Origin of the sequence: Streptomyces sp. NPDC047022 (genome assembly GCF_040644155.1) — a bacterium.
Lineage (GTDB): Bacteria > Actinomycetota > Actinomycetes > Streptomycetales > Streptomycetaceae > Streptomyces.
On sequence record NZ_JBEYVV010000018.1, the window covers coordinates 99,776 to 113,615 of the forward strand.

Genomic DNA, 13,840 nt, shown 5'->3' on the forward strand with positions numbered 1-13,840 from the left:
CGCCAACGAAGATCCTATTTCACTCTTAGTCAGCAGCCGTAAACGGTACGGCCCTTGGGGCGTCCGGCCTCTCGACGTACGCGTCATGCACCAGTACCGTCACGAAACCCCCGTGCGGTGTCTATCCCCTTGGCGCTACATCCGCATCATGGACGACCATGGGACCGCGGAACGTTTGAAAGAAGACCGCTGTGAGAGGAGGCGTCCATGGGATCAGTACGCAAGGCAAGTGCCTGGCTCGGCCTCGTCGACGACAACGATGACGAGCGTTACTACGACGACGACTACGCCGAGGGCCAGGAGCGCGGCGACGCTTGGGTGACCGACCCCCGTGTACAGGTCGCCGCCGACACGGCTGAGGAGAAGGGCCGCCGGATCGGCACGGTCACCCCGGACAGCTTCCGGGACGCCCGCGTCATCGGCGAGCTGTTCCGGGACGGCGTCCCGGTCATCATGAACCTCACGAACATGGAGCCCGCCGACGCCAAGCGCGTGGTGGACTTCGCGGCCGGCCTGATCTTCGGGCTGCGCGGCTCGATCGACCGGGTCTCCAACCGCGTCTTCCTGCTGACGCCCGCTCACACGGAGATCGTCAGCGGCGACACCGAGGACCGGCGCAAGGACGGATTCTTCAACCAGAGCTGAGGCAGGGCCGCCGGTCGGCCCTGCCCGCTTCGGGCCCGCTCCCCGTCAGCGGAAGGCGGGGCCCGCGCCCGTCACCTGAAGGCGTCGAGTCCGGTCAGCGCCTTGCCCAGGACGAGCTGGTGCATCTCCGCGGTGCCCTCGTAGGTGAGCACCGACTCCAGGTTGGTGGCGTGCCGCATCACGGGGTACTCCAGCGAGATCCCGTTGGCACCGAGGATCGTGCGTGCGGTACGGCAGATCTCGATGGCCTCACGCACGTTGTTGAGCTTGCCGAAGCTGACCTGCTCGGGCCGCAGCCGCCCCGCGTCCATGCGCCGCCCCAGATGGTGGGCGAGCAGGACGCCCTTGTGCAGTTCGACCGCCATGTCCGCGAGCTTGGCCTGGGTGAGCTGGAACCCTCCGATGGGCCGGCCGAACTGCTCCCTGGTCTTGGAGTACTCGATGGCGGTCTCGAGACACGTCCTGGCCGCCCCCATGGAGCCCCACACGATTCCGTACCTGGCGTGGGAGAGGCAGCTGAGCGGGCCCTTGAGCCCGACGACACCCGGCAGCACGGCGTCGGCGGGCAGCCGAACGTCGTCGAGGACGAGTTCGCTGGTGATGGAGGCCCGCAGGGACCACTTGTGCTTGATGTCCGAGGCGGAGAAGCCGGGGCGGTCGGTGGGCACGACGAACCCGCGGATCCCTTCGTCGGTCTGCGCCCACACGACGGCGACAGCGGCGACGGATCCGTTGGTGATCCACATCTTGCGCCCGTCGAGGATCCAGTCCCCTCCGGCGTCGCGCTTGGCGCGGGTGCGCATCGCCCCGGGGTCGGAGCCGTGGTCCGGCTCGGTGAGCCCGAAGCATCCGAGGAGTTCACCGGCGGCCATCCCGGGCAGCCAGCGCTGCTTCTGCTCCTCGCTGCCGAACCGGTGGATGGCGTACATGGCGAGGGAGCCCTGCACGGACATCAGGGACCTGATGCCGGAGTCCGCCGCCTCCACCTCCATACACGCGAGCCCGTACTGCACGGCGCTCGCCCCGGCGCACCCGTAGCCGCTCAGCGTCATGCCGAGCGCGCCGAGAGAGCCCAGCTCCCGGGCGATCTCCCGGACACCCGGCAGCTCGCCCTTCTCGTACCACTCGGCGACATCGGGCAGCACGCGCCGTGCCGCCCAGGTCCGCACGGCGTCGCGGATCGCGAGGTCCTCAGGGTCCAGCAGGTCGTCGATCCCGAGCGGGTCCGCGGGGTCGAAAGGTGGCATCGTCGAGGACGCGGACATGAGAGCAGCCTCCGTGACACAAAAAACTAGCAGCGCTAACCGAACCGGACGGCCCGACGGTACGGCGTACCGGGCCGCACGTCCAGTACCGAGTGTCGGCCCACCCGGTCACGCCGGGACACAGGGGACCACGGCATCACACCGGAACGCGGGAGTCCAGGGCGTCACGCCGATACGCGGTCCACGTGCCCAGGCGGCGTCACGCCGAGACACGCGATTCCACGGCCTCGCGCGGCGCGGGTACCGCGCCCCGACCCGCCGGGGGCTGCGGCGCCTCGCAGTTCATGACCCGCGGCAGCCGCAGCGCCATCACCGCGCCCAGGAGCAGCAGCCCGGCGCTGACCAGGAGCGTCACATGCAGGCCGTGGACGAAGGAGTCGCGCGCCGCGTGCCGCAGGGCCTCGCCCCGCGCGCCGCCGAGTCGTCCCGCCACCTGGTACGCCTCCCCCAGCGAACGGCCGGCGGCCCTGGACTCCGTGGCCGGAATGCCCGGCACCGAGGACAGACCCGGCGTGTAGGCCGCGTTCATCACGCTGCCCAGCAGCGCGATGCCGATGCCCGCGCCCAGCTGGTACGAGGTCTCGCCGACCGCCGCCGCCCCGCCGGACTGCTCCTGGGGCGCCTCGCTGAGCATCGACTCGTAGGCGCCGAAGAGCGTGGTCTCCAGGCCGAAGCCCAGCAGGAGGAAGCCGGACAGCAGCAGCGCCGGGTTGTCCCGTCCGCCCATCTGCGTCAGCGTGAGCACCGCCGCGGCGGTGAGGCAGAAGCCGGAGACGACCATGCGGCGCGGGCCGAAGCGGTGCAGCATCTTCGAGCCGAACAGTCCCGCCGCCATCGCCGCGAACGTCAGCGGAAGCAGCCGCAGACCCGTCTGGAGCGGCGAGAGGTGCAGCACCAGTTGCAGATACTGGGCCGCGATCAGTTCGAGGCCGACCAGCGCCAGCATGGCCAGCAAGATGCAGCCGACCGACGTGCTGAACGCGGGACGCGCGAACATCCGCAGGTCCACCAGGGGGTGCGTCCGCCGCCTCTGGCGCCGCACGAAGGTCACCAGCAGGGCGGCGCCCACCACCAGGGGCAGCAGGGTGAACGGGCTCAGCGGGGACTCGCCGCCGCCGAGCCGCTTCACCGCGAAGACCAGCCCGAACAGGCCGAACGCCGCCATGAGGGCGCCCGCCACGTCCCAGGGGCCGTCGCCGTCGCCCCGCGACTCGGGCAGCAGCAGCCGGCCGACCGGAAGGCTGACCAGCATCAGCGGGATGTTGATCAGGAAGACCGAGCCCCACCAGAAGTGCTCCAGCAGGAAGCCGCCGAGCAGCGGTCCGACCGCCGCACCCACCGCGGCAACCGCGCTCCAGACGCCGATCGCGAGCGCCCGCTCGCGCCGGTCGGGGAAGACATGACGCAGGATGGACAGCGTCGCCGGCATGATCATCGCGCCGCCGACGCCGAGCAGCGCCCGCGCCACGATCAGCACCTGCGGGTCCCGGGCGAGGGCCGCGAGTCCGGAGGCGATGCCGAAGAGGCCGTAGCCCAGCAGCAGCACCCGCCGACGGCCGATCCGGTCGCCCAGCGTGCCGAAGAGGATCAGCAGCGAGGCGCAGACCAGCGGATAGGTGTCGACGATCCAGAGCAGTTCGATGGAGCCGGGCCTCAGGTCCTCGGCGACGGCGGGCATCGCCACGTGCAGCACGGTGGCGTCGACGGCGACGAGCAGCAGACTGACGCAGAGGACGACGAGTACGACCCAGCGGTTGGCACCGGCCCCGGCCGCCCGACGGCGCAGCCGGACGGCAGCCGGGGCCGTCCCGGTCGTGCCGGACATGTACGTACCTCCCAGGTGTCCCCCGTTTCGGCGGATCCACGGGGTGGGGACTTCCCCGCGGCTGCGACCGGGTGCAGTGGTAAGAGCGGTGCTCCCGGGGTCACGCGACGAAACGAGTGATTCGACAGCGTACGCGAGTTCCTTTTGGCGTCGCGTGGCGGACCTCTCACGTTTCCCTGGGAGCGGGTGTGGCGTAGGCCACCGTTCCCGGGGTCCATCACGGCGCCGATGGACGTCTCGGTTCCGCTCGGCCTCGATAATCGAGCGCGTGACCGATCTTGGAACGCGCCCGGCGCCACCCCTCGCCGCCGCCGCGCGCCGTGCCGCCCCCGCCCTCCTGGGATACGCGGCCGTCCGCGCCCTGGGCCTTGTCGCGCTCGCCGTGTGGAGCGCGGCGCGCGGCACCAGCCCGCACACGCTGCTGACCGCCCGCTGGGACTCGCTCTGGTACACGCGGGTCGCCGCGCTCGGATACGGCTACGAGGTGCGCCTCCCGAACGGTGATGTGCACTCCAACCTGGCCTTCTTCCCGCTGCTGCCCTGGCTGGAGCGGCTCGGCGCGGCGCAGACGCCGCTGTCGTACGCCGACGCGGGCCTGCTGGTCTCGGCGCTCGCCTCGCTCGCCGCGGCCTGGGGGATCTTCGCCGTCGCCGACCATGTGTACGGGCGCCGGGTGGGCGTCTGCGCGGCGGTGCTGTGGGCGGCGGTCCCGGTCGGTGTCGTGCAGTCGATGGCGTACAGCGAGTCCCTGTTCACCGCGCTCGCCGCCTGGGCGCTGTACGCCACCGTGACCGGCCGCTGGGTGACCGCGGGCGCGCTCGCCTCCCTGGCGGGCCTGACCCGGCCGGTGGGGGCCGCGGTCGTCGCGGCCGTGTGGGCGGCCGCGGTGTCCTCGTACGTACGGGACCGGCGTGTGCGGCAGGTGTCGTACGTACGGGACGCAGGCGCGCCGCCCGGCGGCGCGGGACCGTCCGGCCGCCGCGCCCTCGGCATGGTCCTCGCCCCGCTCGGCGCCGCCGGATACGTCCTGTGGGTCGGTCACCGCACCGGCCGTGGCCCGCTCGGCTATCTCGACGTCCAGGCGGGCTGGCGCAACGGCTTCGACGGCGGCTACGCCTTCGCCCGTTTCATCGCGTCCAAGTTCACCTCCTTCCCCTCGGCTCTCGCCGGCGCCGGGCTGGTCATCGGAGTGGCGCTGGTCGTCTGGCTGTACGTGGTGGGCGTACGCCAGCGGCAGCCGCTGCCGCTGCTCGTGTACACGGGGGTCGTCATCGCGCTCGCGCTGTGCGCCTCCAGCTACTTCGGCTCCAAGCCGCGCCTCCTGATGCCCGCGTTCCCCCTGCTGCTACCCCTCGCCCGGGCCCTGGCCCGGCCGCGCCCGGGACGGTCGGCGGCGGTCCTCGGCGGTGTCGCGTTGGTCTCGGCCGTCTATGGGGCGTTCTGGCTGAACGGATCAGGACCGCCTTGATCACTTCGCGCCGGACGGTGAGCGAACGGGTAATCCCGCCCCAGCATTCGGTGAACGAATAGATAAGGCCCACAAAACGCACGCCCTTACCGATCAATGGAATTGAGCGCCGGACGCGCCGGTGATTACGGAATCCATGGAAATTAACACCCTGTTGAGAGGAATCCCACATCACATCGTCATCACAAACCCGGTGATTCGGGTGGGCTCGCACCTCACTCGCTGTAACGTCGATTGAGTGCGTACCGAACGAAAGCTGAGCCGTCTGGACCGGGTCTTCGCCCGGTTGGACCGTGAGCCGGAACGACCGGCCCACATTGACGTGCCCAGGATGAGCCGGCACCGAGTGGTTCTCTTCTCGGCAACTCTGGCCTTCTACACGGCGATCGTGTGGGCCATCGTCGTCTCCTCGTGGCTGGTCCGGCTCGACTGGCAGGTCATGTTCTTCCGGCCGTACCAGCAGTGGCCGCAGATCCACGCATTCCTCGACTACTACGTGGTGCTGGGCCAGCGCGGCCCCACCGCCGTGATGGTCGCGGCGTGGCTGGGCTGGCGCTCCTGGCGTCAGCACACCCTGCGCCCGCTGCTCACCCTCGGCGCCGCACTGCTCCTGCTCAACATCACGGTGGGCGCCGCCAAGTACGGGATGGGCCGCCTCGGACCCCACTACGCGACCGTCATCGGGTCGAACGAGATGTGGCGCGGCGGCGATATATTTCCCTCGGGTCACACCGCGAACGCCGTGGTGACCTGGGGCATCCTGGCCTATCTGGCCTCGACGCCCCGGGCCAGGCGCTGGCTGTCCGCGCTCTCTGCGGTGACCTCCCTCGGCGTCGGACTGACCACGGTCTACCTCGGCACTCACTGGCTGAGCGATGTGCTCCTGGGCTGGGCCGCGGGTCTGCTGATCCTGCTGGCCCTCCCCTGGTGCGAGCCGCTGATCGCCCGCGCCGAGACGGAGATCCTCGCGGTCCGCGACCGCCGCCGCGGCCGCCGCACGACCACCGCTCCGGTTCCGGCACCGGTGGGCACGTCCCCGGTCGGGGCGCCCGCGGTCGCCCTCGCCCCGCACATGGCCAGGAGCGAGGAGGTGCAGGCCCGGGAACCGGTGGGCGCCGCCCGGACCTCGCGCGCACCGGCCCATATGGCACCCGGTCCGCACACGAGCCGGGGTGAACGCACCCCGGTCACCCCGGCGGGCAGCCGCCGCCCGCCGCACTCGGACCGCGTACCGCGCGGCACCGCTCCTGCCCGGCCCCTGGCCGGCGGCTGAGCGGCGACGGAGACAGCAGGCGCGGGGCCGGTACGCACACACCCTCCCCGCACGGCGAAGGCCCCGGCTCGACGCGAGCCGGGGCCTTCGCCGTGCGCGCGGCGCTCAGCCTTTCCAGCAGCGTGCGACTCTGCCGTCCACGACCTCGAAGTTCAGGCGTCCCGCGCGGTACTCCATGGTGATGATCGTTCCCGGCGGCAGCGAGCGGACCGTGCTCCAGCCGCGTTCACGAGCGAGCCGCTCGGCACGCTCCGCGTCCAGGCCGACATAGGCCTCCGGGGGGTCGTCCGGCTCGGCTCCAGGGGTTCCAGGGGTGGGAATGGGTGCCATGCCGCCACGTTAGGCCGCGGGCTCCGGCCAGGGAAGCGGAGAGGCACCGCTCCTGTCACACGTTCCTCTCCGGTCACGCTTGTGTCACAGAACCACGACACCCGGCTGACCCGGGCGGCGTCACACGTACGAGCGGTTCCACACCCCTCGTACACCTCCTCGAACGAAATTCGGAGCAGGTCGGGTCTGCAACACAAGGAGCGGTCGAATAAAAAACCAGGAAAGACATCGGTGAGTTCACGGTGGCTCAATTCCATCGCGTTCCGGAAAGAGGTCACCGTACGGCCGCGCATAGGAAGTACACGGATTCGACACATAATCCCCCGGCGGCCGACCGGGTCGACCGGCACTCCTCGCGCTGCGACACCCGTTCGAGAGGCATGACGTGAATCACCCTCACATCCCGCTCGGGACCCGCCTTCCGCGAAACCGGTCAGCCCACGGCGCTGACAGTGACCGAGAGGTCGTTGTCGACCGTGAAGTACGGCCAGGCCTCCACCTCGCCGTGCTCCGCCCGCACCGCCGCCCTGGGGTAGCGGAACACCGGCTCCTTGTCCGCGACATCGTCCAGCAGCCGTGCGATCCGCACCCGGGGGCCCTCCTCACCGGCGGGCCGCAGCCACAGGTCCCAGATGCCGGGGGCGAGCGGCGCGTACCGCACCGTGAACCCGAACTCCGCCTCCCTGTGTGTCACCTCGGCGCGCAGCACGGCCTCGGGACCGCCCCGCTCGCTCACTTCGGCGTAGGCGTCCGACGCCAGCCCGGTGCCGTACACCCGGCCGCTCACCCTCAGCCCGCCCTCGCCGACGCGCAGATCCCCCGCCTCCGCGTGCGGGGCGCGCAGCCAGCTGCGGACGGCGAGGGTGCCCTCCTCGGTGGCGTAGGGGATGCGGACGGCGATCCTGGCGGACGCGCCCCCGGGCGCGCGGTCCACGAGGGCACGCAGGTCCGTGACGCCCGGCTCGAGGGGGTGCGGCTGAACTTCGGCGAACTGTGCGTACGCGTCCCAGCGCCCCTCGGGAAGGTCGACGCTGCTGGGCAGGGCGGCGCGCAGCCGGCCGGGTTCGGCCGGGGCCAGCGGCAGCGCCACCTCCTCGCCGTCGCAGCGGCGCAACAGCAGATGGGCGGTTGGCGTCTCACCGGCGCAGGCGATGTCGAAGGTCAGCCCTCCCGCGGTGTCCGCGACGCTGTCGGCGCTCAGGGGCGTGGACATGCCTTCCCGCACGGTCCGCGGGGCCTTTGTCATCATGCGCTCGCTCCGGCTCAGCCTCCTTTGCCGTTCTCCTAGCGTGCCACGGAGAGTCGGCTCCTGCGCGCCGTTCGGCGAGGAAGCCCGGGCGGGAAAGGACGCGTAACGCCATCGGGCCCCGACGCGCCGTGACGGCGGCGTCGGGGCCCGATGGTGTGGCGACGGTCAGAGGTCGAGGCGCTGTCCGGGCATGATCAGGTCGGGGTCACCGCCGATGACCGCCTTGTTCCGGGCGTACAGCTCCTGCCAGGTGGTCCCGTGCCGCTCGGCGATCTCGCTGAGCGTGTCGCCCTCGCGCACGGTGTAGTCCCCGCGGGACGATCCGCGAGCGGTGTGTCCGGTCGAATGCTGCGGGGCCTGGGACGGCTGCCCGGACTTGCGCTGCGACGTCCGCTTCGGCGTCTGCCTCGACGAGGCGGACTCGGTGGCGGCGGTGCCCCGCGAGGTGTGGGTGGCCGCCCCGGCGCCCGACCCGGCGGGCGCGCTCCCATAGGCTCCGGCACGCCCCGAGCAGACGGGCCACGCTCCCCAGCCCTGCGCGTGCTGGACCTTGGCGGCCACGGCGATCTGCGCTCCCCTGGAGGCCTGGTCGGCCGTCGGGGCGTAGGCGGTGCCACCGTACGCGCGCCAGGTACCGGCGGAGAACTGCAGTCCTCCGTAGTAGCCGTTGCCGGTGTTGATGTGCCAGTTCCCGCCGCTCTCGCACTGGGCGATGCGGTCCCACACCCCGCCGTCCGCCGCGGTGGCGTCGCCGGTCGCGGCGAGCAGTCCGAGCGGGGCGAGCAGAGCCGCTCCGGCGAGGACCGCCGTCGTACGGGCCGTACGGGTCGTGCGGGTCTTGCGGGTGCTATCGGCACATTCAGACATGTAATTCCCTCTCCACAAACCCGAGGTCCCCCTAGGCGGGCACGTCGGCCCGCGCAGGGAGCGCGGATCGTCGTGCGCCGCCCCGTCCACCGGAGATGGTGCTCGCGCGCCGGCTGTGCGGCGCGGCCGGTGGACGTACCCGGGCGGTGCTCGTTGCACACGGCGGAGGAATCTAAGGAGATCGGCTGCCCGGCTCAACCAACTCCCTGTCACCCCAGGCCAGTTCGCGGTTACCTCGGGTATCGGCGATTTCCGGACACCCACTTCATTCGCTGATTTCCGGATTTATCGACCGGACCCCCTCGCGATCTGTGAGTCAGTTCACGCCATCAACTCCCTTGACCAACCCAAGACTTGACAGTGAGTGATGGATTCCGGGGGCATGTTCACCGAACGCGTCGGATGGTTCGATTCCGTTCGCTCCCGAGCGTGACTCCGGCCACAGATCGCCCGTTGTCATCTTCATGAGCCGGGGACCCCCGGACTCATGGGCCGGGAAGCCACCCGGCACCGCCACGCACCGCATCCCGAGGGAGCCACCCGTGCCGCGCATGCTCGACCTCAGCGACGCCGTACGCGCCGAGATCGGCGACGAAGAAGCCGACCGGCTGCTCGCCGGAGAGAACGCCCCGGGCAGTTACGACTGCACCTCCTGCCGGACTCCGGGCGACTCCGCACAGGAGCGCACCAGCACCGTCCTGTTCATCGGCGAGGAGACCGCAGTCCTGGCCTTCGCCCACGCCACCTGCCTGCCCTCCCAGGTCGTCCAGGTCACCGAGGAACAACTGCAGGGCGCCGTGCGCTCCATCGCCGCCGACCGCACCGTCCCCGCCGACCAGGGGTACGGCCGGCCCGCCACCGAGCAGGCGGTGCTGGGCGTCACCAGCGGGCTCGTCCTGATCGCCGGGGAACTGCACCCGGCGCTCGTCGTGGAGCCGACCGCGCCGATCGTGCGCCCGGGCACGACGAGCGCGGGCGACGACTTCCTGCCGCTGCTCATCGAGCAGGGCTTCATGCCGCTGACCGTGATCGACTCGGTGCCGCCCGTGCTGCACGGCTGGTCGGTGCTGCTCGCCGTGGGCCAGCTCCACGCGGTACTGCAGCCCGGCGCCTACGGCGGTCAGCCGGTCGCCTGGTGGCAGGCGCACCAGCCGCTCCATGTCACCGACGGCTGGCGGGCAGCCGCCAACAAGCACCAGCAGGTGCTCATGTTCGCCGCGCCGGTCGGCTCGATCGGCCGCCAGCCCCGGGAGGACCTGCTGCGCGACGCGCTGGACAAGGCCGCCGCGAACGGGAAGCTCGTGGCCGCCGCCCTGCCGCTCGCGGGCACCTGAGCCTTCGGCATCACCGCACCGGGCACACCGCGGGCCGAGTGCAGGCCGTCCGAGGCCGGCACGCGGTTCGGTGTGCCCGGACGGGCGTGGGGCGCGGTCGCCCGGACGGGCATGGAGCGCGATTGGTCCGCTTCGTGGGGCGCAATGAGCCAGGCGCCATGATTCCCCACGAAGCGGACTAATCGCCCGCATCCACTGGGCGGCGGGGTCGTTGGCACCTACGTGCACGCATACGACGTCCCCCATCGCCAGTCCTACCAGCCGCTCCCCTCCGGACGAGCAGGCCAGGACCCCTCCGGAGGCTTCTCGGCCACGCCCATCTACGACGCCCTCTGCGACGAATACATCAGGGCCTTCAGGGCACTCCCGGGCGACCGCGGCGGCGAGGAGGACATGGCCTTCATCGCCTTCGCCCACCTCCCGCACGACACGAGCTCCTACGGCACCGTCGGCGCGTACGGCACATACCAGAGCACCCCGCAGCACGCGACCGGCCACCTGGCCGCCCTGTACACCGCCCCGGACACACCGAACGACGTCTGGCAGCAGGTGGCGCGGCACGCCAGGGGCATGCCGCACCTGCCCGCACTGCCGCCCGCCCCCCGCCGGGGGCTGTGAGCGGCACACGAGCAGCACGGGAAAGGGGCGGCTCCGCCGGGGAGCCGCCCCTTTCCCTCGTCACTTCACTTCTTCTTGCCGCGCTTCTCGCGCACACGGACGGAGATGTGGATCGGCGACCCGTCGAAGCCGAACTCCTCACGCAGCCGACGCTCGACGAAGCGGCGGTAGCCCGCCTCGATGAAGCCGGAGGCGAAGAGCACGAACCGCGGGGGCTTGGTGCCCGCCTGCGTGCCGAAGAGGATGCGCGGCTGCTTGCCGCCGCGGACCGGGTGCGGGTGCGCGGAGACCAGCTCGCCCAGGAAGGCGTTGAGGCGGCCCGTGGGTACACGGGTCTCCCAGCCCTCCAGCGCGGTCTCGATCGCCGGGACCAGCTTCTCCATATGGCGTCCGGTGCGCGCCGAGACGTTCACCCGCGGCGCCCAGGCGACCTGGCCGAGCTCGGTCTCGATCTCCCGCTCCAGGTAGTAGCGGCGCTCCTCGTCCAGGTTGTCCCACTTGTTGAAGGCGAGGACGAGCGCGCGGCCCGCCTCCACCGCCATGGTGAGGATGCGCTGGTCCTGGACGGAGATGCTCTCGGAGGCGTCGATCAGCACGACGGCGACCTCGGCCTTCTCCACCGCGGCGGCGGTGCGCAGCGAGGCGTAGTAGTCCGCGCCCTGCTGGAGGTGGACCCGCTTGCGGATGCCCGCGGTGTCCACGAACTTCCAGGTCGTGCCGCCGAGTTCGATGAGCTCGTCGACCGGGTCCCGGGTGGTTCCGGCGAGTTCGTTGACGACGACGCGCTCCTCGCCCGCGACCTTGTTCAGCAGCGAGGACTTGCCGACGTTCGGGCGGCCGATCAGGGCGATGCGGCGCGGCCCGCCGATCCCGCCGCCGCCGAAGGTCTGGGCGGGCGCCTCGGGCAGGGCCTCCAGGACCGCGTCCAGCATGTCGCCGGTGCCGCGGCCGTGGAGCGCCGAGACCGGGTGGGGCTCGCCGAGGCCGAGGTTCCACAGGTACGACGCGTCCGCCTCGCCGCTCTGGCCGTCGACCTTGTTGGCGCACAGCACCACGGGCTTGCCGGCCTTGCGCAGCAGGCGGACGACCGCCTCGTCGGTGTCCGTCGCGCCGACCTTGGCGTCGACCACGAAGACGACCGCGTCGGCGGCCTCGATCGCGTACTCGGCCTGCGCGGCCACGGAGGCGTCGATGCCGAGGACGTCCTGCTCCCAGCCGCCGGTGTCCACGACCTTGAAGCGGCGGCCCGCCCACTCGGCCTCGTAGGTGACGCGGTCACGGGTGACGCCGGGCTTGTCCTCGACGACCGCCTCACGGCGGCCGATGATCCGGTTCACCAGGGTCGACTTGCCGACATTGGGGCGTCCGACCACGGCGAGCACGGGCAGCGGGCCGTGTCCGGCCTCCTCGATGGCGCCCTCGACGTCCTCGAGGTCGAAGCCCTCTTCCGCGGCGAGCTCCATGAACTCCGCGTACTCGGCGTCGCCGAGTGCCCCGTGCTCGTACTCGTGCTCGGCCGAGCCGTCGGGCTGGATCTGGTCGTTCATGAAGTCCGTACCTCGTTCATCGTGGTGATCGGTGGACCGCCGTGTCACGGTGATCCACTACTCAAGTGTCGCTTAGCGCCCGGTGAGGCGCCTGGCGTTTTCCAGGTGCGCGGTGAGCTGCTTCTGGATGCGCTCGGTCGCCTCGTCCAGCGCGGAGCGCGTACGCCGCCCGCTGCCGTCGCCCGCCTCGAAGGCGTCGCCGAAGACGACGTCGACGCGGCTGCGCAACGGAGGCAGCGCCTTGATCAGCCGTCCTCGCCGCTCGGAGCTTCCCAGCACAGCGACGGGCACGATCGGCGCCCCGCCGCGAAGGGCGAAGTAGGCGAGGCCCGCGCGCAGCGAGGCGAAGTCACCCTCGCCCCGGGTGCCCTCCGGGAAGATCCCGAGCGCTCCGCCGTTGTCCAGCACGCTCAGAGCCTTGGTGACGGCGGTGCGGTCGGCGCTCTTGCGGTCCACCTCCAGCTGGCCGATGCCGCGCAGGAAGGTGCCGAGCGGGCCGATGAACGCCTCCTTCTTGATCAGGAAGTGCGTCGGCCGGGGCGCCACGCCCATGACCATCGGCCCGTCGATGTTGTGGGAGTGGTTCACCGCGAAGATCACGGGACCGGTCGCCGGAACCTTCCAGGCCCCCAGGACCCGGGGCTTCCACAGCCCGTACATCAGACCGACGCCGATGCGCCGCCCGATGTCGGCGCCTCGCTCGGTGGAAGCGTCGCTCACTTCGCCGCCCGCTTCTCCTCGACGAGGGTGACGACGCACTCGATGACCTGCTGGAGCGTGAGCTCGGTGGTGTCCACCTCGACCGCGTCGCCCGCCTTGGCGAGCGGAGAGGTCTTGCGGCTGGAGTCGGCGTGGTCCCGCTTGATCAGCGCCTCGCGGGTGGCGTGGATGTCCGCGCCCTTGAGCTCACCGCTGCGGCGGGCGGCGCGCGCCTCCGGGGAGGCGGTGAGGAAGATCTTGAGGTCGGCGTCGGGCAGCACCGTGGTGCCGATGTCGCGGCCCTCCACGACCATGCCCACCTCGGCGGCGGCGGCCAGGGAGCGCTGCAGGTCGGTGATCCGGGCCCGCACCTCGGGCACGGCGCTGACCGCGCTGACCTTGGAGGTGACCTCCTGGGTGCGGATCGGTCCGGAGACGTCCGTGCCGTCCACCATGATGGAGGGCGCCGACGGGTCGGTACCGGAGATGATCTCCGGCTTGCCCGCCACAGCCGCGATAGCGGTGGGGTCCGTTATGTCGATGCCGTTGCTGACCATCCACCACGTGATCGCCCGGTACTGGGCGCCGGTGTCCAGGTAGCTCAGCCCGAGCTGCGCGGCCACGGCCTTGGAGGTGCTCGACTTGCCCGTGCCGGAGGGGCCGTCGATGGCGACAATCACTGCCTGGGCGGTCCGGGCGGCGCCGTTTTCCACGGTGAGG

General features: G+C 71.3%; 13 protein-coding genes. 5 read left to right on the top strand and 8 right to left on the bottom strand.

The genetic code is table 11. The annotated features are described in order from the left end of the window. The first annotated feature begins 207 nt into the window (after positions 1 to 207). Positions 208 to 645, top strand: coding sequence for a cell division protein SepF (locus ABZ845_RS20040; protein ID WP_360981322.1), 438 nt, complete (start codon positions 208 to 210; stop codon positions 643 to 645). A gap of 71 nt (positions 646 to 716) precedes the next feature. On the opposite strand, the gene ABZ845_RS20045 is transcribed toward ABZ845_RS20040, so the two are convergent. Next, positions 717 to 1,910, bottom strand: coding sequence for an acyl-CoA dehydrogenase family protein (locus ABZ845_RS20045; RefSeq protein WP_360981325.1), 1,194 nt, complete (start codon positions 1,908 to 1,910; stop codon positions 717 to 719). Between the two features lie 199 nt (positions 1,911 to 2,109). Beyond that, on the bottom strand, positions 2,110 to 3,735 hold the full coding sequence (locus ABZ845_RS20050; RefSeq protein ID WP_360981328.1) for an MFS transporter: 1,626 nt from the start codon (positions 3,733 to 3,735) through the stop codon (positions 2,110 to 2,112). Positions 3,736 to 4,003: 268 nt separating this feature from the next. Here ABZ845_RS20050 and ABZ845_RS20055 point away from each other — a divergent pair, with 268 nt between their 5' ends. Further along, a complete protein-coding gene (locus ABZ845_RS20055) occupies positions 4,004 to 5,203 on the top strand; it encodes a glycosyltransferase family 39 protein (RefSeq protein ID WP_360981331.1) in 1,200 nt (399 codons plus the stop codon). A 238-nt stretch (positions 5,204 to 5,441) separates the two neighbouring features. After that, positions 5,442 to 6,476, top strand: coding sequence for a phosphatase PAP2 family protein (locus ABZ845_RS20060; RefSeq protein ID WP_360981334.1), 1,035 nt, complete (start codon positions 5,442 to 5,444; stop codon positions 6,474 to 6,476). 105 nt (positions 6,477 to 6,581) lie between these two features. On the opposite strand, the gene ABZ845_RS20065 is transcribed toward ABZ845_RS20060, so the two are convergent. The 3 genes from ABZ845_RS20065 to ABZ845_RS20075 all read right to left on the bottom strand — a co-directional run bounded on the left by ABZ845_RS20065 (position 6,582) and on the right by ABZ845_RS20075 (position 8,922). After that, the gene (locus ABZ845_RS20065; protein ID WP_360981337.1) at positions 6,582 to 6,806 is read right to left on the bottom strand and encodes an I78 family peptidase inhibitor; all 225 of its coding nucleotides are present in this window, start codon (positions 6,804 to 6,806) and stop codon (positions 6,582 to 6,584) included. Between the two features lie 433 nt (positions 6,807 to 7,239). Beyond that, positions 7,240 to 8,019 (bottom strand): hypothetical protein, encoded by a 780-nt coding sequence (locus ABZ845_RS20070; protein ID WP_360981340.1) that lies wholly within the window; start codon positions 8,017 to 8,019, stop codon positions 7,240 to 7,242. Between the two features lie 201 nt (positions 8,020 to 8,220). Then, positions 8,221 to 8,922 carry a transglycosylase family protein gene (locus tag ABZ845_RS20075; RefSeq protein WP_360981343.1) on the bottom strand — a complete coding sequence of 234 codons (702 nt, stop codon included), beginning with the start codon at positions 8,920 to 8,922 and terminating at the stop codon, positions 8,221 to 8,223. Between the two features lie 542 nt (positions 8,923 to 9,464). Between ABZ845_RS20075 and ABZ845_RS20080 the strand changes: the two genes are divergently transcribed. Continuing rightward, the gene (locus tag ABZ845_RS20080) at positions 9,465 to 10,256 is read left to right on the top strand and encodes a hypothetical protein (RefSeq protein WP_360981346.1); all 792 of its coding nucleotides are present in this window, start codon (positions 9,465 to 9,467) and stop codon (positions 10,254 to 10,256) included. Between the two features lie 222 nt (positions 10,257 to 10,478). After that, entirely contained in the window at positions 10,479 to 10,874 is a 396-nt protein-coding gene (locus ABZ845_RS20085) for a hypothetical protein (RefSeq protein ID WP_360981349.1), read from the top strand. A gap of 65 nt (positions 10,875 to 10,939) precedes the next feature. On the opposite strand, the gene der is transcribed toward ABZ845_RS20085, so the two are convergent. From der to cmk, 3 genes are all read right to left on the bottom strand, one after another. Further along, a complete protein-coding gene (gene der, locus ABZ845_RS20090) occupies positions 10,940 to 12,421 on the bottom strand; it encodes a ribosome biogenesis GTPase Der (RefSeq protein WP_360981352.1) in 1,482 nt (493 codons plus the stop codon). A 72-nt stretch (positions 12,422 to 12,493) separates the two neighbouring features. Continuing rightward, the gene (locus ABZ845_RS20095) at positions 12,494 to 13,081 is read right to left on the bottom strand and encodes a lysophospholipid acyltransferase family protein (RefSeq protein WP_360981408.1); all 588 of its coding nucleotides are present in this window, start codon (positions 13,079 to 13,081) and stop codon (positions 12,494 to 12,496) included. A gap of 56 nt (positions 13,082 to 13,137) precedes the next feature. Next, positions 13,138 to 13,833 (bottom strand): (d)CMP kinase, encoded by a 696-nt coding sequence (cmk, locus tag ABZ845_RS20100; protein WP_360981355.1) that lies wholly within the window; start codon positions 13,831 to 13,833, stop codon positions 13,138 to 13,140. Between the last annotated feature and the right edge of the window lie 7 nt (positions 13,834 to 13,840).

Bases quoted from the DNA above. Each gene is read 5' to 3' on its own strand.
- ABZ845_RS20040 (WP_360981322.1), top strand. From the start codon at position 208: ATGGGATCAGTACGCAAGGCAAGTGCCTGGCTCGGCCTCGTCGACGAC.
- ABZ845_RS20045 (WP_360981325.1), bottom strand. From the start codon at position 1,910: ATGTCCGCGTCCTCGACGATGCCACCTTTCGACCCCGCGGACCCGCTC.
- ABZ845_RS20050 (WP_360981328.1), bottom strand. From the start codon at position 3,735: ATGTCCGGCACGACCGGGACGGCCCCGGCTGCCGTCCGGCTGCGCCGT.
- ABZ845_RS20065 (WP_360981337.1), bottom strand. From the start codon at position 6,806: ATGGCACCCATTCCCACCCCTGGAACCCCTGGAGCCGAGCCGGACGAC.
- ABZ845_RS20070 (WP_360981340.1), bottom strand. From the start codon at position 8,019: ATGTCCACGCCCCTGAGCGCCGACAGCGTCGCGGACACCGCGGGAGGG.
- ABZ845_RS20075 (WP_360981343.1), bottom strand. From the start codon at position 8,922: ATGTCTGAATGTGCCGATAGCACCCGCAAGACCCGCACGACCCGTACG.
- der (WP_360981352.1), bottom strand. From the start codon at position 12,421: ATGAACGACCAGATCCAGCCCGACGGCTCGGCCGAGCACGAGTACGAG.
- ABZ845_RS20095 (WP_360981408.1), bottom strand. From the start codon at position 13,081: ATGTACGGGCTGTGGAAGCCCCGGGTCCTGGGGGCCTGGAAGGTTCCG.